Source organism: Nocardia sp. NPDC046473 (assembly GCF_040645995.1).
Classification (GTDB): domain Bacteria; phylum Actinomycetota; class Actinomycetes; order Mycobacteriales; family Mycobacteriaceae; genus Nocardia.
In genome coordinates, this window is sequence record NZ_JBEYZJ010000003.1 from 411,110 (window position 1) to 431,697 (window position 20,588).

At 66.3% G+C, this 20,588-nt stretch carries 16 protein-coding genes; 9 read left to right on the top strand and 7 right to left on the bottom strand.

Annotation, left to right across the window (positions count from 1 at the left end):
* The first annotated feature begins 5 nt into the window (after positions 1–5).
* Both ABZ942_RS11950 and ABZ942_RS11955 read left to right on the top strand, forming a co-directional pair.
* A complete protein-coding gene (locus tag ABZ942_RS11950; RefSeq protein WP_357380968.1) occupies positions 6–3,782 on the top strand; it encodes a multifunctional oxoglutarate decarboxylase/oxoglutarate dehydrogenase thiamine pyrophosphate-binding subunit/dihydrolipoyllysine-residue succinyltransferase subunit in 3,777 nt (1,258 codons plus the stop codon).
* Between the two features lie 632 nt (positions 3,783–4,414).
* Complete coding sequence (locus ABZ942_RS11955) at positions 4,415–5,104, top strand: hypothetical protein (protein ID WP_357380970.1); 690 nt, start codon at positions 4,415–4,417, stop codon at positions 5,102–5,104.
* Between the two features lie 84 nt (positions 5,105–5,188).
* Here ABZ942_RS11955 and ABZ942_RS11960 read toward each other — a convergent pair whose 3' ends face one another.
* Positions 5,189–5,821, bottom strand: a complete 633-nt coding sequence (locus ABZ942_RS11960; RefSeq protein WP_357380972.1) for a TetR/AcrR family transcriptional regulator — start codon at positions 5,819–5,821, stop codon at positions 5,189–5,191.
* 68 nt (positions 5,822–5,889) lie between these two features.
* On the opposite strand from ABZ942_RS11960, the gene ABZ942_RS11965 reads away from it, so the two are divergent.
* From ABZ942_RS11965 to ABZ942_RS11995, 7 genes are all read left to right on the top strand, one after another.
* Positions 5,890–7,416, top strand: a complete 1,527-nt coding sequence (locus tag ABZ942_RS11965) for an NAD(P)/FAD-dependent oxidoreductase (protein ID WP_357380974.1) — start codon at positions 5,890–5,892, stop codon at positions 7,414–7,416.
* On the top strand, positions 7,413–8,243 hold the full coding sequence (locus ABZ942_RS11970) for an SDR family oxidoreductase (RefSeq protein ID WP_357380976.1): 831 nt from the start codon (positions 7,413–7,415) through the stop codon (positions 8,241–8,243). The genes ABZ942_RS11965 and ABZ942_RS11970 overlap by 4 nt, the downstream gene beginning before the upstream one ends.
* Before the next feature lie 16 nt (positions 8,244–8,259).
* The gene (locus ABZ942_RS11975) at positions 8,260–9,174 is read left to right on the top strand and encodes an alpha/beta hydrolase (protein WP_357380978.1); all 915 of its coding nucleotides are present in this window, start codon (positions 8,260–8,262) and stop codon (positions 9,172–9,174) included.
* A 118-nt stretch (positions 9,175–9,292) separates the two neighbouring features.
* Positions 9,293–11,086, top strand: a complete 1,794-nt coding sequence (locus ABZ942_RS11980; protein WP_357380980.1) for a long-chain fatty acid--CoA ligase — start codon at positions 9,293–9,295, stop codon at positions 11,084–11,086.
* A 191-nt stretch (positions 11,087–11,277) separates the two neighbouring features.
* Positions 11,278–11,934 carry a hypothetical protein gene (locus tag ABZ942_RS11985; protein WP_357380981.1) on the top strand — a complete coding sequence of 219 codons (657 nt, stop codon included), beginning with the start codon at positions 11,278–11,280 and terminating at the stop codon, positions 11,932–11,934.
* 80 nt (positions 11,935–12,014) lie between these two features.
* On the top strand, positions 12,015–13,853 hold the full coding sequence (locus ABZ942_RS11990; protein ID WP_357380983.1) for a molybdopterin-dependent oxidoreductase: 1,839 nt from the start codon (positions 12,015–12,017) through the stop codon (positions 13,851–13,853).
* A gap of 71 nt (positions 13,854–13,924) precedes the next feature.
* Positions 13,925–14,551 (top strand): Uma2 family endonuclease, encoded by a 627-nt coding sequence (locus ABZ942_RS11995; RefSeq protein ID WP_357380985.1) that lies wholly within the window; start codon positions 13,925–13,927, stop codon positions 14,549–14,551.
* 77 nt (positions 14,552–14,628) lie between these two features.
* Here the strand turns inward: ABZ942_RS11995 and ABZ942_RS12000 are convergent, their stop codons facing one another.
* The 6 genes from ABZ942_RS12000 to ABZ942_RS12025 form a co-directional block, all read right to left on the bottom strand.
* Entirely contained in the window at positions 14,629–16,110 is a 1,482-nt protein-coding gene (locus tag ABZ942_RS12000; protein WP_357380987.1) for a DHA2 family efflux MFS transporter permease subunit, read from the bottom strand.
* Positions 16,107–16,868, bottom strand: a complete 762-nt coding sequence (locus ABZ942_RS12005) for a PadR family transcriptional regulator (RefSeq protein ID WP_357380989.1) — start codon at positions 16,866–16,868, stop codon at positions 16,107–16,109. Before ABZ942_RS12005 ends, ABZ942_RS12000 begins: the two co-directional genes overlap by 4 nt.
* A 249-nt stretch (positions 16,869–17,117) precedes the next feature.
* Positions 17,118–17,834, bottom strand: a complete 717-nt coding sequence (locus tag ABZ942_RS12010; RefSeq protein WP_357380991.1) for an ABC transporter permease — start codon at positions 17,832–17,834, stop codon at positions 17,118–17,120.
* Positions 17,831–18,499, bottom strand: coding sequence for an ABC transporter permease (locus tag ABZ942_RS12015; protein WP_357380993.1), 669 nt, complete (start codon positions 18,497–18,499; stop codon positions 17,831–17,833). The genes ABZ942_RS12010 and ABZ942_RS12015 overlap by 4 nt, the downstream gene beginning before the upstream one ends.
* The gene (locus ABZ942_RS12020; RefSeq protein ID WP_357380995.1) at positions 18,496–19,656 is read right to left on the bottom strand and encodes an ATP-binding cassette domain-containing protein; all 1,161 of its coding nucleotides are present in this window, start codon (positions 19,654–19,656) and stop codon (positions 18,496–18,498) included. The genes ABZ942_RS12015 and ABZ942_RS12020 overlap by 4 nt, the downstream gene beginning before the upstream one ends.
* A 10-nt stretch (positions 19,657–19,666) precedes the next feature.
* On the bottom strand, positions 19,667–20,554 hold the full coding sequence (locus ABZ942_RS12025; protein WP_357381871.1) for an ABC transporter substrate-binding protein: 888 nt from the start codon (positions 20,552–20,554) through the stop codon (positions 19,667–19,669).
* Positions 20,555–20,588 lie beyond the last annotated feature (34 nt).

Sequence of the window (20,588 nt, forward strand, 5' to 3'; positions counted from 1 at the left end):
ACGAAATGAGGCGAACACCTGCTGTGAGCAGCTCAACTTCCCAGTTCGGACAGAACCAGTGGCTAGTCGATGAGATGTATCAGAAGTTCAAGCAAGATCCATCTTCGGTCGATGAGAGTTGGCACGAGTTCCTCGCCGATTACACGCCCGAAGCCACGGGTGATTCCGGTAACAGCTCGGCCGCCCCGGCCGTAGCCGCACCCGCGCAGGCGCCGACCCCGGCTCCGGCACCCGCGTCGGTGAACTCGGCCCCCAGGGCGAACTCGGCCCCCAAGGCCGCCGCACCCGCGGCCGCACCGGCCAAGGCCGCGGCACCGGCGAAGGCCACCGCGCGCACGCCGCAGACCACCCCGGCGCCCACCTCCAACGCGGCGCCCACCTCCGGTGGCCCGAAGACCGACAAGACCGACGAGACCAAGGTGCTGCGTGGCGCCGCCGCCGCGGTGGCCAAGAACATGGCCGCGTCGCTGACCATCCCGACCGCGACCAGCGTGCGCGCCATCCCGGCCAAGCTGATGATCGACAACCGTCTGGTCATCAACAACCACCTGGCCCGCACCCGTGGTGGCAAGATCTCGTTCACCCACCTGCTCGGCTTCGCGATCGTGAAGGCCGTCAACGCGTTCCCGAACATGAACCGGCACTTCGCCGAGATCGACGGGAAGCCGAACGCGATCACCCCCGCGCACACCAACCTCGGCCTCGCCATCGACCTGCCCGGTAAAGACGGCAGCCGTTCGCTGGTCGTCGCGGCCATCAAGGGCACCGAGGAGATGACCTTCGGTCAGTTCCACACCGCCTACGAGGACGTCGTCCGACGTGCCCGCGACGGCAAGCTGACCGCTGACGACTTCGCCGGTGTCACCATTTCGCTGACCAACCCGGGCACCATCGGCACCGTGCACTCGGTGCCCCGCCTCATGCCGGGTCAGGGCGCCATCATCGGCGCAGGCGCGATGGAGTTCCCGGCCGAGTTCCAGGGCATGAGCGACGAGCGCATCGCCGATATCGGTGTCGGCAAGCTGATAACGCTCACCTCCACCTACGACCACCGCATCATCCAGGGTGCGGAGTCCGGTGACTTCCTGCGCACCATCCACCAGTTGCTGATCTCCGACGAGTTCTACGACGAGATCTTCCACGGCCTGGGCGTGCCGTACGAGCCGGTGCGCTGGCGCAAGGACATTCGCGAACGCGGCGTCGACAAGAGCACCCGCGTGCTCGAGATGATCGCGGCCTACCGCAACCGCGGCCACCTGATGGCCGACACCGACCCGCTGCGGCTGGTCAAGGACAAGTTCCGCAGCCACCCCGACCTCGACGTCACCCAGCACGGGCTGACCCTCTGGGACCTGGACCGCACCTTCAATGTCGGCGGCTTCCACGGCCAGGAGCAGATGAAGCTGCGCGAGGTCCTTTCGGTCCTGCGTGACGCCTACTGCCGGCACGTCGGTGTGGAGTACACCCACATCCTGGAGACCGAGCAGCTGCAGTGGATCCAGGAGCGGGTCGAGCAGAAGCACGTCAAACCGACTGTCGCCCAGCAGAAGTACATCCTGAACCGGTTGAACGCGGCGGAGGCCTTCGAGACCTTCCTGCAGACCAAGTACGTCGGGCAGAAGCGCTTCTCGCTGGAAGGCGCCGAGGCCGTCATTCCGATGATGGACGCGACCATCGACCAGTGCGCCGAGCACTCGCTCGACGAGGTCATCATCGGCATGCCGCACCGCGGCAGGCTGAACGTGCTCGCCAACATCGTCGGCAAGCCGTACTCGAAGATCTTCACCGAGTTCGAGGGCAACATGAACCCGGCCGGTGCGCACGGCTCCGGCGACGTGAAGTACCACCTCGGCGCGCACGGCACCTACCTGCAGATGTTCGGTGACAACGAGATCGAGGTCTCGCTCACCGCGAACCCCTCGCACCTGGAGGCGGTCGACCCGGTTCTCGAGGGCCTGGTCCGCGCCAAGCAGGACCTGCTGGACAAGGGCGACGGCCCCGAGGGCTACTCGGTCATGCCGCTCATGCTGCACGGTGACGCCGCGTTCGCGGGTCAGGGTGTGGTCGCCGAGACGCTGAACATGTCGGGTCTGCGCGGCTACCGCGTCGGCGGCACCATCCACATCGTGGTGAACAACCAGATCGGCTTCACCACCTCGCCGGAGAACAGCCGCTCCACCGAATACTCCACCGACATCGCGAAGTTCATCGGCGCGCCGATCTTCCACGTGAACGGCGACGACCCGGAAGCCTGCGACTGGGTGGCCCGCCTCGCGGTCGACTTCCGGCAGAAGTTCCGCAAAGACGTCGTGATCGACATGGTCTGCTACCGGCGCCGTGGCCACAACGAGGGCGACGACCCGTCGATGACCCAGCCGTCGATGTACGACGTCATCGACACCAAGCGTTCGGTGCGTAAGGCCTACACCGAGAGCCTGATCGGCCGTGGCGACATCTCGCTGAAAGAGGCCGAGGACGCGCTGCGCGACTACCAGGGTCAGCTGGAGCGGGTGTTCAACGAGGTCCGCGAGCTGGAGAAGTACACGCCGGAGCCGAGCGAGTCCGTCGAGGACGACCAGAAGGTGCCGACCACCGTGCAGACGGCCGTGGACAAGGCGGTGCTGCAGCGGATCGGCGACGCCTTCCTGAACGTGCCCGACGGCTTCAACGTGCATCCGCGCGTCAAGCCGGTGCTGGAGAAGCGCCGCGAGATGGCCTACGAGGGCAAGGTCGACTGGGCCTTCGCCGAGCTGATGGCCTTCGGCACGCTGATCGACGAGGGGCGCGCGGTGCGCCTGACCGGTCAGGACTCGCGCCGCGGCACCTTCACTCAGCGGCACTCGGTGATCATCGACCGCAAGACGGCCGAGGAGTACACCCCGCTGCACAACATCGGCAGCGCCAACCCCGGTTGGTTCGCGGTGCACGATTCGGCGCTGAGCGAATACGCCGCCGTCGGTTTCGAATACGGCTACTCGCTGGGCAACCCGAGCGCACTTGTGTTGTGGGAGGCGCAGTTCGGTGACTTCGTCAACGGCGCGCAGTCCATCATCGACGAGTTCATCTCCTCCGGTGAGGCCAAGTGGGGCCAGCTCTCCGACGTCGTGCTGCTGCTGCCGCACGGTCACGAGGGTCAGGGTCCGGACCACACTTCCGGTCGCATCGAGCGCTTCCTGCAGTTGTGCGCCGAGGGCTCGATGACGGTCGCCGTGCCGTCCACCCCGGCGAACTACTTCCACCTGCTGCGCCGCCACGCACTGGACGGTATCCGCCGCCCGATGATCGTCTTCACCCCGAAGTCGATGCTGCGCAACAAGGCCGTCGTGTCGGATCTGAAGGACTTCACCGAGAGCAAGTTCCGCTCGGTGTTCGACGAGCCCTCCTACGAGCAGGGCATCGGCGACCGCAGCAAGGTCAAGCGGGTCCTGATGACCAGCGGCAAGCTCTATTACGAGCTCGCCGCCGAAAAGGCCAAGCAGAAGCGTGAGGACGTCGCGATCGTGCGGATCGAGCAGCTCTACCCGCTGCCCACCTACCGCTTGAACGAGTCGCTCGACCGCTACCCCAACGCGACCGATATCGCGTGGGTCCAGGAGGAACCGGCCAACCAGGGCGCCTGGCCCTTCTTCGGCCTCAACCTCCCCGAGGTCCTGCCCGACCGCCTCGGCAAGCTGCGCCGCATCTCCCGCCGCGCCATGTCCGCCCCCTCCTCGGGGTCGAGCAAGGTGCACGCGGTGGAGCAGGCGGAGATCGTCGCCGAAGCTTTCGAGCCGACCAGCTAGTCGGCTGGCCCAACGCCGGACGCCGGGTCGAATCCGCTCCTCGCAGTGGCGGATTCGATCCGGCGTCCGGCGTTTCGGTGGCGGGTTCGAAGAACTAGGACACTCGGTATATTGCTACGGGTTACCGGAACCGTCGGATATGTACGGGGTAATTCGATACTGTTGAATATTGATGGCCGCCGTGATCGGCGCGATTGTCGGCACAGCACTCCCCGACCTGCCCCCTCGGATCCTTCCCCTGATGATCGACTGATGATCAGCTTATGATCCCCCGATGATCAGCTGACCGGGCGATTCACCCGATCGAAAAAGGGCTCGCCACAACGGAATCGGTGCGGTCGACCCTTTCGTCATACCCCGATATGAAACCCTCGATTTGACGGTTCGCGCAGTGGTCTCGCCACGTGGAAGCAATCAATTCGCGCCACCGTTTGCGTTGACCTCGGTTAACCGATGCCGGTAAGCCCCAAGAAATAGGGGCCTTTCGCCGAACCGAACGTGGCGCTGGTCACATTATTCCGGATTTCGAAGGATCGTCGGATATGAATATCTCTGTCGATCAATACCAACGCTTCGATTCGTCTGGGGGACAAGGCGTTCCAAAGCGATCGGGGGCGGGAGAGAAAGCCTAAATGTTCCATAAGACTGTCATGCGCGCAGGCCGCAACATCCTCACGGTCGTGCTGCCCTTCGCGGTAGTGGCAACCCTCGCCAGCGCGGGCACCTCGTCCGCGACCGAACTGGCGGACCAGCAGGCTCGGTGGGCCGACAGCCTGACGGCCCAGGGTGCCGAGCAGGGCGTCGAATACAAGACCACCACGTCTGCGGACCTGAAGTCGATCTCCACTGTGCTGAACAGTGGCAAGTTCACGCTGACCGCGGATTCGTCGGCGGTGAAGGTGGAATCGGCCACCGGCGCGAAGGTCACCGAGTTCCCGATGTCGATGAAGACGGTGGCGGGCAACACGATCGCGCTGGCGCCGCAGATTTCCCCGGACGGGAAGACGCTGGTCGTCACCCCGCAGGTGACCCCGGAGGTCGCTGCCGAGCTGAACAAGGCCACCGCCACCGGTGACCTGAAGCCCATCGCGACCAACCCGGACGCGCAGAACCACGACCCGGTTGCCAACGGCCTCGCGGCCGGCGCCCTGGTCGGCCTCGGCATCGCCGCGGTCCTGTGCATCCCCGCACTGATCGTCTTCATCGTGGGCTACTTCGCCTGCATCATCGCCAGCGGCATCAGCTACGTCGTGTTCGCCGCGGTGATCGGCGCGATCCTCGGTGCGACTGCCCCGCAGGTGATCCCGCAGGTCCTGCAGTAACGATCAACCGACCGGGCGATGCACCGGTCGACAAGAGCCCGCCCCCACCGAACCCGGTGGGGGCGGGCTTTTTCGTCGTACCGTTCAGCCGCGCAAGGCTTCGGCCAGCGCCGGGCTCAGCGCGAGGGCGGGCAGCGATTCCACCAGCAAGTCGATGAGTTGCGTTCGGGTAACCGGCTTTTCGCTCAGCCAGGTGAGAATCGTCTCCTCCACGAAGGCAATCCACCCGCGCACCGCGAGCGAGAGCCGCGGCCGGTCGGGGTCATCCGGCGGAATCGGCACCTCGGCGAGCACGAGTTCGGCGATCGCACTGCGGGATTCGTTCACATAGGTGACCATGCCCGGGTTGTAGCTCGACGGTCCGCGCAGGATCGCGTGATAGGACGCGCGGTTCTGCTCGACGTAGTCGACATAGCGCTCGACGGAGTCGCGGAGCATGTCGAACAGACCGAGGCTGCGATCGGGGGCGGTCGCGGTCAGGAATTCCGCGCTGACGTGTCGCGCGATGGCCTCGTGGAACTCGTTCACCGAGGCGAAGTAGTGGAACAGCAGGCCGCGCGAGATGCCGGCCTCTTTGGCGATGTCGTCGACGGAGACGTCCTGGAGCGCGCGCTCGGCGAGCATCTCGGCCCCCAGGGTGATCAGTTGCAGGCGGCGTTCGTCCGGGCTGAGCCGGACACGCTTGGTCTCTCCCGAACCGGAACGACTGGTACTCACACCGACATCCTACTGAACGTGATTCAATACTGTTGACTGATGCTCAATAAGCCTCTACGCTCGGATACATGAGTCGCAAGGTTACAGACAAAGCTGTCGGCGACCGGCCCGTTCGCCGTGTCAAGACAATCATCATCGGCGGCGGGTTCTCCGGGCTCGGCCTAGCCATTCGGCTCAGCCAGCAGGGGCACAACGATTACCTCGTACTAGAGCGCGGCAGCGATGTCGGCGGCACCTGGCGCGACAACACCTACCCCGGCGCGGCCTGCGACGTCCCCTCGCACCTGTACTCCTATTCCTTCGCACTCAACCCGGACTGGTCCCGCTCGTTCTCCCGTCAAGGCGAGATCCAGCAGTACATCCAGGGCGTGGCGAAGAAGTACAACGTGCGCGACAACCATATCTTCGACTGCGACGTGACCAGCGCACGCTGGAACAACGAAACCGTCACCTGGCAGATCGAGTCGTCCAAGGGCAGCTTCGTCGCCGACACGCTGGTCTCCGCGGTCGGTGCGCTGTGCGAGCCCGCGCTGCCGGATATCAAGGGCATCAACGACTTCCAAGGCGAGCTGTTCCACTCGGCCCGCTGGAACCACGACGCCGACCTGACCGGCAAGCGGGTCGCGATCATCGGCACCGGCGCGTCGTCCATCCAGATCGTGCCCGCCATCGCGGACAAGGTCGCCCACCTCGACGTCTACCAGCGCACCGCGCCGTGGCTGCTCCCCCGGATGGACCGCCCGTACACCAAGGTCGAGCGGCTCGCCTTCAAGCACGTGCCCGGCTTCCAGCGCCTGTCCCGCGCGGCCATCTACGCGGCGCGCGAGACCCAGGTCGTCGGCCTCGCCAAGTTCCCCCCGCTGATGCAGGCGTTCGAGCTGATCGCCAGGGCCAAGCTGCTGGCCGAGGTCCGCGATCCCGAGCTGCGCGCCAAGGTGACGCCGAACTTCCGGATCGGCTGCAAGCGCATGCTGATCTCGAACAACTACTACCCGGCACTCAGCCGCGACAACGTGGACGTGGTCACCGACGGCATCGCCGAGGTGCGCGCGAACTCGATCGTCACCCAGGACGGCACCGAGCGTGAGATCGACGCGCTCATCGTGGCTACCGGCTTCCACGTCACCGATTCGCCGACCTACGACACCATCGCGGGCCGCGACGGACGCACGCTGAGCGAGGTCTTCGACGAGATCGGTCAGCAGGCCTACAAGGGCGCGTCCATCGCCAACTTCCCCAATATGTTCTTCCTGCTCGGCCCCAACGTCGGCCTCGGCCACACCTCGATGGTCTACATGATCGAATCGCAGCTCAACTACGTCGCGGACGCGCTCGCCACGGTCGACAAGCTCGGCTTGGAGACGGTCGAAGTGCGCCGGGACGTGCAGGACGAGTTCAATGTGGACCTGCAGCGCAAACTGAGCAAGAGCGTCTGGCTCAACGGCGGCTGCGCCAGCTGGTACCTGGACAAGCACGGCAACAACACCACGCTGTGGCCCGACTTCACCTTCGAATTTCGTAGGCTCACAAAGTCATTCGACGTCGACGCGTACAAGACCACCCGATCCGACCTGAAAGTAGGGGCTGCACAGTGAGCAATGATGCTTACTTCAAAGACAAAGTCTGTGTGATCACCGGAGCCGGCTCCGGCATCGGTCGCGCACTCGCCGAGAACCTGGCCAAGCGCGGCGCGAAGCTGGCGCTGTCCGATATCGACACCGAGGGTCTGGCCGAGACCGTGCGGCGCTGCGAAACCCTCGGCGCCGAGGTCAAGTCCGACCGGATCAACGTGGCCGAGCGCGAGGCCGTGCTGCTCTATGCCGACGCGGTCAAGGCCCATTTCGGCAAGGTGCACCAGATCTACAACAACGCCGGTATCGCCTACCACGGTGATGTGATCAAGTCCGAGTTCAAGGACATCGAGCGCATCATGGACGTCGACTTCTGGGGTGTCGTCAACGGCACCAAGGCGTTCCTGCCGTACCTCATCGAATCCGGCGACGGGCACGTGGTCAACGTGTCCAGCCTGTTCGGCCTGATCGCGGTGCCCGGCCAAAGTGCCTACAACGCGGCCAAATTCGCGGTGCGCGGGTTCACCGAGTCGCTGCGCCAGGAGATGCTGGTCGGCAAGCACAAGGTCAAGGTCACCTGCGTGCACCCCGGCGGCATCAAGACCGCCGTCGCGCGCAACGCCACCTGGGCCGAGGGCATCGACGGCAAGAAGGCCGCCTCGATGTTCGACGCGAAGCTGGCCATGCACACCCCGGAGATGGCCGCGCAGACCATCACCGAAGGCGTGCGCAAGGGCCACGGGCGCGTGCTGATCGGCTGGGAGGCCAAGCTGCTCGACGTGTTCGTCCGCGTCACCGCCTCCGGCTACCAGCGCATCGCCGCCGTCGTGAACCGTCCGTTCCTACCCTGATTCGAGTTCTATAACCATGCGGGACATCAATCTTCCGCTGCCCGTCGCACGAGCGGTGCTGCATCCGATCTTCCGCGTCACGCTGAACAAGCGGGCGCCGTGGTGGATGCAGCGCTTGCTGCTCGAGGTCGGCTCGGCCGCGCAACTGGTGCCCGCGGGCACCACCATCGATCGGATTCGGCTGGGCGGCAGGCCCGCCGAGCGGATCACCGCCACGGCGACGCCCAACGGTGCGGTGCTCTATCTGCACGGCGGCGGGTACGCGGTCGGCTCGCCGGCCACGCACCGGTCCCTCGCGGCGCGGCTGGCGCACGAAACCGGTTCCACCGTCTACGTTCTCGACTACCGACTGGCCCCGGAGCACCCGTTCCCGGCCGCGCTCGACGACGCCGAGGCCGCGTTCCTGGAGCTGGTCGAAAGCGCGGGCTACCGACCCGACCAGATCGCCCTCTCCGGCGATTCGGCGGGTGGTGGTCTGTCGCTGGCCACCGCGCAGCGGCTGATCGCGCGGCACGGGCACACCCCGGCCGCGCTCGGCCTGATCGCGCCGTGGACCGATCCGAACCAGATCCCGGAACGCGCCGGCGACCTGGTGATCAACCGGTTGTGGTCGCGCGCGTGCGCCGCGGCCTACCTCGGCGGCGGGGATTCGAGTGATCCTGGTTACGCGCCACTCACCGGCGAATTGGTCGGGCTGCCGCCAACCTATGTCCAGGTCGATGTCGACGAGTTGCTGCACGGGCAATGCGGTGATCTGGTGACTGCGCTGCGTACGGCGGGCGTGCACGTCCGATTCACCGAGACCAAGGGTTTGTGGCATGTCGCGCAACTGCAAGCCGCGCTGGTCGCCCCGGCCGCCGCGGCACTCAGCGAACTGGCCGCGTTCCTGCGGGAAGCGATTCAGCCGGTCGATATCCGGGACTTAGGATAGTTGGGAAGCGGGTCCGTACTCGGGTGTTACGCACGGATCCGTTTCTGGTGGTCGACCTCACGGCCCTGATCCAGGTGTCGTAGATTACTGGCGAGTAAACCCACGTGGAAGGGCACTGATGCGAGAGTTCGAAGTCCCGGCTTCCTACACCATTCCGGAAGACGCGAACAATTCCGACAACGTCTTCCGGCACGCCGAGCAGTCGCCCGAAGCGGTGTTGTTCAACGTGCCGAACGGCAGTGGTGGCTGGCGGGACGTGACGGCCGCGGAGTTCGCGAAGACCGTCACCGGCGTGGCCAAGGGACTGATCGCCTCGGGCATCGAACTCGGCGACCGCGTCGCCATCATGGCCCCCACCCGCTACGAGTGGGCCGTGCTCGACTTCGCCATCTGGGCCGTCGGCGGCTGCACCGTCGCGATCTACGACAGCTCGGCCGCCGAGCAGGCCAAGTGGATCCTGCAGGACTCCGCCACCAAGCTGCTGTTCGTGGACAGCGACAAGCACCGCGCGATCATCGATGAGATCGACGCGACCGCGCTGACGGATCTGAAGGAGACCCTGCAGATCGACAAGGGCGTCGTCGACGAGCTGATCGGCCGCGGCTCCGACGTGGCCGACCAGGCCGTGCACGACCGGCGCAAGCAGGTCAACGCGGACTCGCCCGCCACCCTGATCTACACCTCCGGCACCACCGGGCGCCCCAAGGGCGTCATGCTCTCGCACGCCAACCTGTACGCCGAATCCCGGTCGGACCAGATCGCCCTGGGCACGTTCATCCGGCCGGGCAAGCGGACGCTGATGTTCCTGCCGCTGGCGCACGTCTTCGCGCGCGCGGTCGCGCTGGTCGCGTTCGACGCCAAGGTCACCGTCGCGCACACCTCCGACTGGTCCACCCTGGTCGACCAATTCGGCAGCTACCAGCCGCACTTCATCCTCTCGGTGCCCCGGGTATTCGAGAAGGTGTTCAACAGCGCGAAGCAGAAGGCGCACGACGGCGGCAAGGGCAAGATCTTCGACGCGGCCGCGGAAACCGCCATCGCGTGGAGCGAGTCGCTCGACAACGGCGGACCCGGGCTGGTGCTCAAGCTCAAGCACGCCCTGTTCGACAAGCTCGTCTACAGCAAGCTGCGCACCGCGCTCGGCGGCCACTGCGACGCCGCGGTCTCCGGCGGCGGCCCGCTCGGCGCGCGCCTGGGCCACTTCTTCCGCGGTGTCGGCGTCACCATCTTCGAGGGCTACGGGCTTACCGAGACCACCGCGGCCATCACCGTGAATACACCGGAGAACATCCGGGTCGGTTCGGTGGGCCAGCCGATCGAGGGCCACGGCGCCAAGATCGCCGAGGACGGCGAGCTGCTGCTGCGCGGGTCCGTGGTGTTCGACGGCTACTGGGGCAACCCGGAAGCCACCAAGGAAGCCTTCCAGGACGGCTGGTTCAAGACCGGCGACCTCGGCGCCATCGACGCGGACGGGTTCATCACCATCACCGGCCGTAAGAAGGAACTCATCGTCACCGCGGGCGGCAAGAACGTCTCGCCCGCGCTGCTCGAGGATTCGCTGCGGGCCAACCCGCTGATCAGCCAGGTGATGGTGGTCGGCGACGGCCAGCCGTACGTCGCCGCGCTGATCACCCTCGACCCGGAGGCGCTGCCCAGCTGGCAGAAGAACCACAACGTGCCCGAGGACACCCCGATCGAGAAACTGATCGAGAACCCGGACCTGGTCGCCGAGGTCGAGGCCGCGGTCGCGGAGACCAACAAGAAGGTCTCGCACGCCGAGGGCATCAAGAAGATCCGCATCCTGCCGATCGACTGGACGCAGGAGACCGGCGAGCTCACCCCGAAGCTGTCGCTGAAGCGTGCGGTTGTGATGAAGCAGCATGCGGACGATGTAGCCAAGATCTACAGCTGAATCGCAGTCCCGAGCGCCGCACGCGAGTTCCCTTCGCCCGACAGCGATTTCGACTCCAGACGCCTGATTTCGTGAGAACATGGGTAACTCGCCGGGTACCGGCTCACCTAGCCAGCTGGCCGACCGCCAGCCGCCAACGCCACTACCGCGGCACACATTCTGGCCAGAAGACGCGGAGAGGCGGGGGAGCGATGACTGACGGCGCAAGGAAATTGCTCGATGAGATCCAGGGTGAGTTGGCGCCACGGGACGGGGATAATCGGCTTGTTCCGTTGATTGCCTCGGGGAAGGCAGCGCGGGCGGTGTTCGCGGCGATCGCTACCGAGGAGTGGCGGATCACCGGGAGTGATTGGCGCAGTTTCCATGAGATGGCGGCGCGGGCGGCGGACTCGGAGGCCCGCGCGTTCTTCGGCATGCTCGCGCCTGGTGAACAGCAGGCGCAGGTGATGTTGGAGGCGCTCTTCGCCGTGGCCGGGGCGGATCCGGGGACCGAACTGCCGCGGGCGGGATGTCAGGCATATCCGGCCTATGTGGCCTGGCTGGCGATGAATGGCGAATCGTCCTCGGTCGCGGCGGGAATCTACGCGAATTTCGCCGCCTTCGGCGCTTACTGTCGCGACGTGGCCGCCGGTATGCGCGAGCACTACGGCTTCGACGACGCGGCCTGCGCGTTCTTCGATTTCTACGCCACCGACGTGCCCGAGATCGAACAGCAGGCCCTGCGCGCTATTCAGGCGGGGCTCGACTCCGGACGGCTGAAACGCGACGAAGCCCACCTCTATGCCCGCCTCTTCCAGAGCTACGAGCTGCTGTTCTGGAATACCCTCGCCGACGAATTCGCCGGATAGGCGTCCGCCGACAAGATCAGGCAATTGGCCGTCATGAAATGGTCATATTCCTGCGGCTTTACCGCAGTACGCTCGAATTCATGGCCGATCTGCGATCGCGGGTGGCGGCCGGGATCGTCTCGGCAGCGGCGGCGCTCGGCGTCGCGGAACTGCTCGCGGCGTTTCTCGGCCCCGACAGCGCGCCCCTCAATGCCCTCGGCGCGACCGTGGTGGACCACACCCCCGACGGTCTGCGCGAATGGGCCATCACCACGTTCGGCACCAGCGACAAGACGGTGCTGTACATCTGCATGGCCGTGGTCGCGGTGGTTGTCGCCGGACTGGCCGGTGCGATCGAACGCACCTCGCGCGCAGCGGGTTCGACGATGCTCGCGATCTTCGGCGTGGTCGCCACGATCGTCGCGGTCGGTCGGACCAGCCTGTCCGGTGCGCTGCCGACCATCGTCGGTGTCGCGGTCGGCATCTATGCATTGCGGGTGCTGACCCGCCGGATCGATGAGGTCGTCGAGGTATCCGAGCAGGCTTTCGCGAAAGCTCGCACCGACGCCGAGCACTCGGCAACATCACCGGATCGCCCCGCGATGTCGAACGAAACACACAGCACCGGAACAGGATCCACTGTCGCGGCGAGCACGACTGCCGCCCCCGAAGCCACCATCGCGGCCGATCCCGCCACCGGACAGCCGACGACCCATGAGCGGCTCGACACTGAGGCCGCAGCTGTCCGACCGACGAGCGAAACCCAGAGCGCCGGAAAGGAATCCGCGGCTCGCATTTCAACGTCCAGCCCTGCGGGTGCTATCTCCGCAGACACCATCGACCCGGCCAGCGTGGGGCGGGAAGCGGCGGCACCGCAACGGCGGCGAGTACTGCAAGGTCTGCTGGTGGCGGGCGGTCTGGCCGTTGTCACCGGAGTCGGCGGGCGGTTGCTCGGGACAAGCCGCCGGGATGTGTCGGGTGAGCGTGCGGCGGTGGAGTTGCCCCAGCCGACCGCGCCGGAGGTGCCGATCGCACCGGGGGCCGATCTGCGGGTGCCGGGGCTGACGCCCTACCTGACATCCAACGAGGACTTCTATCGCATCGACACCGCGCTGATCGTGCCACAGCTGTCCAAGGACGACTGGTCGCTGCGCATTCACGGCATGGTGGATCGCGAAATCCGGCTCACCTGGGCGGATTTGGCGAATCGACCGGTGCTGGAGCGGCTGGTCACGCTGGCGTGTGTGTCGAATCCGATCAATGGTGACCTGATCGGCAATGCCCGCTGGCTCGGCTATCGGCTCGACGCACTGCTCGCCGAGGCGGGCCCGCATCCCGACGCGGACATGATGCTCTCGCACAGCACCGACGGCTTCACCGCGGGCACCCCGCTGTCGGTCCTCACCGACGGCCGCGACGCCATGCTCGCCGTCGGCATGAACGGCGAACCGCTCCCGGTCGTGCACGGCTATCCGGCCCGCCTCGTGATCCCCGGCCTCTACGGTTACGTCTCCGCCACCAAATGGGTGACCGAACTGGAGATCACCCGCTTCGACCGCGCCACCGCCTATTGGACCCGCCGCGGCTGGTCCGCCATGGGCCCGATCAAAACCGGCACCCGCATCGACACCCCGCACGTCCGCGGCCGAATCAAGCAGGGCCGCAACACCATCGCCGGTGTCGCCTGGGCCCAGCATCGCGGCGTCCGCGCCGTCGAGGTCCAGATCGACAACGGCAACTGGCAACCCGCCCGCCTGGCCGACGAACTCTCCATCGACACCTGGCGCCAATGGACCTACGACTGGGACGCCACCCCCGGCCAGCACACCATCCGCGCCCGCAGCACCGACGGCCCCGGCGACGTGCAAACCGCCGACCGCGCCGACGTAGTCCCCGACGGCGCCACCGGCTACCCCTCCGTCACCATCCAGGTCAGCTGAATCGCAGATACCGCAGCGGTGCCGCCCGTAGGCTCGCGCGCGAAATGAATCGCCAGCGGCCAGGGGGAATGATGTCTGCGATAGTCGACTGGGCCCGGGTGGAAAACCTCCAGCCCGAGCCGATCATGGTGGAGATTTGGCAGACGTTGCCCGAGGAGTTCCGTCGGCTGGTCGAAGTGACGAACGGCAACGCCGTCCGTGCGGAGACATCGACGCGACTTCATCAGGAGGCTGTAAGCAGAATCGCCGACTTGATCCGTTCGGCCGCCGTCGCACCCATCAACCAGCACAACTGTGATCCCTTGGACGTGTATATCGACATCGATGTTGTCTTATGGGAGATACCCCGGGCAACCATCAGACGACCGAGCGTCATTCTGCTCAGCCGAGCACCTCACGAAGTGCGACCGCTGTCCGCTCACCAGGTGAAGCTCGTCGTCGAGGTAGCAACCGGTGCTACGTCGACGATTTACACCGTCACCAAGAAGTCGGAATACGCACTCGCCGGTATCCCCTGGTACTGGATTGTTTGGATAGCAGACAACCAGGTTTCGTCGATCCAGATCCATGTCCTCGATCACGCACTTGGCCAATACCGTCTGCACGCTCTCCTGAAGCCGTCCGAAGTGGAGACCTTCGTAGAAATGCCGATCCGGATCGAGGTCGACTGGGGTCAGCTCACAGGCCTCACTCGTTGAACACTGCGGTCATCGGTCCGCGCACAGCACCGCGCCCCGCGGACGAAGGTCCTTGGGGCGCGGTGGTTTTCGACGGGTCAGCCGACCAGCGACTCCTCCTTGGCGAGCTTGTCCTTCGGGCCGGCCTTGGCGGATTTGCCGTGGTGGACGAAGAGGGCGGAGGCGAGGACGCCGACGAGCAGGATGCCTGCGGGCAGCAGGGCGGACTGGCTGAGGGCGGTGCTGAAGGTGTCCTTGACGAATTCGGGGATGGGGCCTTGGCCCGCACCACCTTCGGCGACCTTGCCGCCGCCGAGTCCGTTGGCGGACATGCGGGCCGCGATCAGCGCGCTGATCGCCGCACTGCCGAGGACCGAACCGATCTGCCGGGTGGTGTTGTAGACACCCGCGCCCGCGCCCGCCTGCTGGATCGGCAGGTTGTGCGTGGCGGTCGTCGCGAGCGGACCCCAGATGCAAGCGTTCGCGAAGCCGGCCAGCGCCGCCGAGACGAGGAACCACCCGATGGACGAGTCCGGCGTCATCAGCGCGGAGAACCAGAACACCGACACCGCGAACAGCGCGAAGCCGATGGTCGGCAGGATCCTCGGGTGCAGGCGGTCGGAGAACTTGCCGACGAACGGCGCGAAGATGAGCGTGCCGATGGCCATCGGCGCGAACACCAGGGCCGACTTGGTCGGCGACATCTCCCGCACCGCCTGCAGGTAGAAGTAGGACGGCACCATGAACGCGGTGACCGTGGCACCCATCGCGGCGATGGCGGTGTTGGACAGCGCGAAGTTGCGGTCCTTGAACAGGTTCAGCGGCAGCAGCGGCTCGCCGGTGTTGCGGGCCTGGTTCACCGCGAACGCGGCGAGCACGAGCACACCCGCGCCGATCACCAGCCAGATCTTCAGTGACCAGTCCTCGGTGTTGCCCTCCTGGATGCCGAAGACCACCAGGAACATGCCGACGCCACTGAGCAGCACACCGGGGATATCGAACTTGTGCCGATTGGTCGGCAGCGCGGGCACCAGCCAGACGACGAGCGCGAAGGCGACGATGCCGATCGGGACGTTGACGAAGAAGATCCACTTCCAGCTGAGGCCGTCGACCAGTACACCGCCGAGAATCGGCCCGACCAGCGTGGCTAGACCGGCCACCGCACCCCACAGGCCCATGGCCGCGCCGCGCTTGTCCGGCGGGAAGGTGCGGGTGATCACCGCCATGGTCTGCGGCGTCATCAGCGCGGCGCCGATGCCCTGCGCGGCGCGCGCGGCGATCAGCATGCCGATGGTGCCGGACAGCCCGCACCACAGCGAAGCCGCGGTGAACACGGTCAGGCCGATGAGATAGATGTTCTTGGGGCCGAAGCGATCACCGAGCCTGCCGGTGACCAGTAGCGGCACCGCGTAGGCGAGCAGGTAGGCGCTGGTCACCCAGATCACCTTGGAGATGTCGGTGTGCAGGGCCGTCATGATGGCCGGGTTGGCGACCGCGACGATCGTCATGTCCAGCAGGATCATGAAGAAGCCGACGACCAGCGCGGTGAGCGCCAGCCACGGATTGCGTTGAGTGGTCATGGATTCGGTGTTCCTATCTCGGATGTTCCCGACAGCGGGGGAACAACGACGGGGGTGTGCCTGGCATCGGGATGGTGGTGCGCCAACCGTCTCGTGTGCGGCGTCGGTGGTGGCGCGTCCGGGTTTTCGCTATGCCATGGGTGATGGTGGTGTCTATCGGCTCGTGCGCCGGTCTCCGGATCGAAGTCGTCCCATTCCAGGTCGCCGGTCGCCAATTCGGCGAGAAAGCCGTTCACCCAGGCGATCTCGGCGCCGATCATGGCGTGCAGATACGGCAGAACGATGACGTAGCGACGTGGCACCTTGCGCTCGCCCGCCCAGCCGATCAGCATCGCCACTTCGGCCAGTTCGGCTTCCAGATGCGCGACCCGCTCCCCCAGCAACGCGATCACATCATCTTTGGGCAGGTTGTGCGACTCGGCCAACGCGACCGGAAACACCGGGTACTCCGGCGCGGGATACCGCAGGATCTCGGTGATCCGGTTGCGCAGCGTGGCGCGCCCGGCCTCGGTGATCCGGTAGGTGGTGCGCTCGGGCCGGTTTCCCGCCCGGTCGACCCCTTCGGCCCGCACGAATTCCTGCTCGGCCAGCCGCGCCACCGTGTGATATAGCGAGCCGGGGCGCACCTTGATCAACGCGTCTTCGCGGCGCGCGATCAGCAATTGATACATCTCGTACGGATGCATGGGCTGCTCCTCGAGCAGCGCGAGCACAGCGATCGCCATGGCCGTCACCGCCGGACGCGCTTGCTGCGCCATTTTCCGTCACCTCCTGCTGATCGCTCGCGCGCGGTCGTGGCGCGAGCCGGGAGTCATCGACCCGCGAGGCGAACGCTAGCCCCCGCCTCCGACATGCTCCATGCTCCATGCTTAATATTCCACGTGGAATATACGGCGCGGAACAATCAGGCCGCAAGACCGGATAGGCCAGCAGAATGGTGATCGCGAGCACAAGAAAACCGGCCCCGACATGAGTCGGGGCCGGTCTGCAGTGGGCTACGCGGCAGCTCAGTTGGCGGACTGCACGCCGAGGTCAGGGGCCACCGGCTGGGCATCGGTGCGACGCAGCCGCCCGGTGCCGGGAGCGCTCGCCCAGACCGTGAACGCCAGCAGACCGTCGAGGACCATGGCCAGAACCGCGACCAGCAGCGCGCCGACGAGGACGCGGTCGTACCGATAGACGCTGATGCCGTCGAAGATGTAGCGACCGAGGCCGCCGAGGTTGACGTAGGCCGCGATGGTCGCGGTGGCGACCACCTGCAGGGTGGCACCGCGCAGCCCGGTGAGCAGGATGGGCAGCGCGTTGGGCACCTCGACGCGGAACAAGATCTGCGTCTCGGTCATGCCCATGGCGCGCGAGGCGTCGACGACATCGGCTGGGACATTGGCGATTCCGGCGTAGGCACCGGCCAGCAGCGGCGGAATGCCCACTGTCACAAGGGCGAGCAGCGGCGGGATCAGCCCGAGACCGAGGCCGAGCACCAGGAAGATGAGCAGGCCGAGCGTCGGCAGCGCGCGCATGGCGTTGGCGAAACCGACGAGCACGGCGGCACCGCGCTTGGTGTGGCCGATCACCAGACCGAGCGGCAGCGCGACCGCGGCGGAAATGGCGATGGTGAGGAAGCTGTACCAAAGGTGTTCGGCGATACGGTGTTCGATGCCCGCGGGCCCGCTCCAGTTCGCGCCGTCGGTGAGGTAGTGCCAGGCGTCGATGAAAAGGTTCATGCGGCACCGCCTTTCGCCTTCGCTGACCTCACGTCGGCCCGCACCCACGGCGTAGACCAGCGGCCGAGCAGGTAGACGAGACGGTCGAAAATCAAAGCGAGCGCCAGGATCACGATGATGCCTGCGACGATCTCATCGGGATAGTCGCGCTGATAGCCCTGGGTGAACAGCTTGCCGACCCCGCCGACGCCGATCAGCGCGCCGACCGACACCATCGCGATGTTGGTCACCACCACCACCCGCAGGCTGGACACGAAAACCGGGATGGCCAGGGGCATATCGACGGTGAGCGTGCGCCGCAGCGAACTGAACCCGACCGCGTCGGCGGCGTCGATCACCTCGGCCGACACCGAATCCAGCGCCGCGGGCACCGCGATCACCAGCAGCGCGGTCGAATACAGCGTCAGCGCGATGATCACGTTCAACGGATCGATGGTGGAGATCCCGGCCAGCGGCGGGATGATCACGAACAGCGCCAGCGACGGAATGGTGTACGCCAGGCTCGCCGTGGTCACCGTCACTCGGCGCAGCCAGGAGACGCGACGCACCAACGCGCCCACCGGAATCGCGATGATCAGCCCGAGCGCCAGCGGCACCAGCGCCAGGTAGAGATGGGTTTTGGTGAACCCCATGATCTCGGCGAAATTGTCGACCAGGTACCTCACGTCGGTCCCCCGCCACTCACTTCCTGTTCGAAGAAGTGCCGGTTGCGCTCGGCGTCTTCGACGGCCCGCTGGTCGGCGAGCTGTTGCAGGATCTCGGTGGCCAGCACGCCGCCGCGCACCGCACCAGAATCATCCACGGCGACACCGACTCCGGAGGGCGAGGAGATCGCGGCGTCCAGCGCCTGACGCAGATCACCGGTCGGCGTGAACAGCGAGCCACCCGCGGCGGTACTGTCGGCCAGCGACCGCCCGCCGCGCACCGCCTCCACGCCGGTCACGTCGATCCAACCGGCCGGCTTGCCGTCCACCACGATCAGCACCCAGTCGCCGCGATCCAACCGCAGCGCCGGGACCTCCGCCGCCGTCGCGGTCCGGATCGTATGCAGCGGAATATCTTTCGCGGAACGGAAGGACAGCCCGCGATAGCCGCGATCACGCCCGACGAATTCGGCGACGAAATCGGTCGCCGGTTGCGACAGCACATGATCCGGCGCGTCGTACTGCTGCAGCACCCCGCCGCGCCCGAACACCGCGACCCGATCGCCGAGGGTGATCGCCTCGTCGATGTCGTGCGTGACGAACACGATGGTCTTCTGCAATTCGGCTTGCAGCCTTTGCATTTCGCTCTGCAGCTCGGCCCGCACCACCGGGTCGACCGCGCTGAACGGCTCGTCCATCAACAGCACCGGCGGGTCGGCGGCCAGCGCCCTGGCCACCCCGACGCGCTGCTGCTGCCCGCCGGAGAGCTGCGCCGGATACCGGCTCGCCAGCGCCCGATCCAGTCCCACCCGGTCGAGCACTTCGAGCGCGGCCGCACGGGCGGCCTTGCGCGAATCACCGCGCAGCACCGGCACCGTCGCCACATTGTCGACGACCGTGCGGTGCGGCAGCAATCCACCGCTCTGGATCACGTAACCGATACCGAGCCGCAGCTTTACCGGGTCGACCTTCGAAATATCCTGTCCGGCAATGGTGATCGTGCCGGAGCTGGGCGTGATCATGCGATTGATCATCCGCATCGAGGTGGTCTTGCCGCAGCCGGACGGGCCGACGAACACGGTGAACGAACCGGATTCGATACGCAGATCCAGGTCGGTGACGGCGCGGGTGCCGTCCGGGTAGGTCTTACTGATACCGCGGAATTCGATATCGGACAACGGTTTTCCCCTAGCCGGTCGGCGTGTTCAGTCCCTGCGCGGTCGCCCAGGCCACCGCGGCGGCCTTGGGCTCGGTCTTGCTGGCGCCGGACACCGCCTCGTTCAGTTTGATCAGCTCCGCGGTGGTCAGCTTGGCCGAGGCGGCGTTCAGCGCGGCCAGCGCCTTGTCTGTCTTCTTGGCCGTGTTGAACAGCGGGACCACGTTCTGCGCGGGGAAGTTGTGCTTCGGATCCTCCAGCACCACAAGGTTGTTCTGCGTGATAGCGGGCGAGGTGGTGAAGATATCGGCGGCGGTCACCTGGCCTTCGACCAGCGCGCGCACGGTGGCGGGCCCGCCGCCGTCGGCGATCGGCACGAAGTTGTTCGCGGCGATGTCGAGGCTGTAGTTCTTCTTCAGGCCGGGCAGACCGCCCGCGCGCTCCTGGAATTCCGCGGGCGCACCGAATTTCACCTCGGCGGCGTGCGCGGCCAGGTCGGCGATGGAGTGCAGGTTCCAGCGCTCGGCGGTGGCCTTGGTGACCACGACCGCGTCGGAATCCTCACCGGGAGCCGGGGTGCCGATGGCGAGATCCGAACCGAGGGCCTTGGTGAGCGCGCTGTTGACATCGGCCGCGCTGGTCGCGGTCGCGCTCTTGTCCAGGTACTGCAGCAGGTTGCCGTTGTAGTCGGGAATCACCGAGATGGCGCACTGCCGCACGGCCGGGACGTAGGCCTCCCGGCTGCCGATGTTCAGCTTGGTGTCGACCTTGAATCCGTTGACGCGCAACACCTCCGCGTACACCTCGGCCACCGTCTCGGACTCCGGGAAGTTCGCCGAGCCGACGATGAGCCCGTCGCCGCCGCAGTCGCCCTTGCTCGCCAGCGGGTCGGAGTTGCCGCCACACGCGGACAGGATCATGGCGACGGCCAACGCCGCGGCGGCAACGATGAAC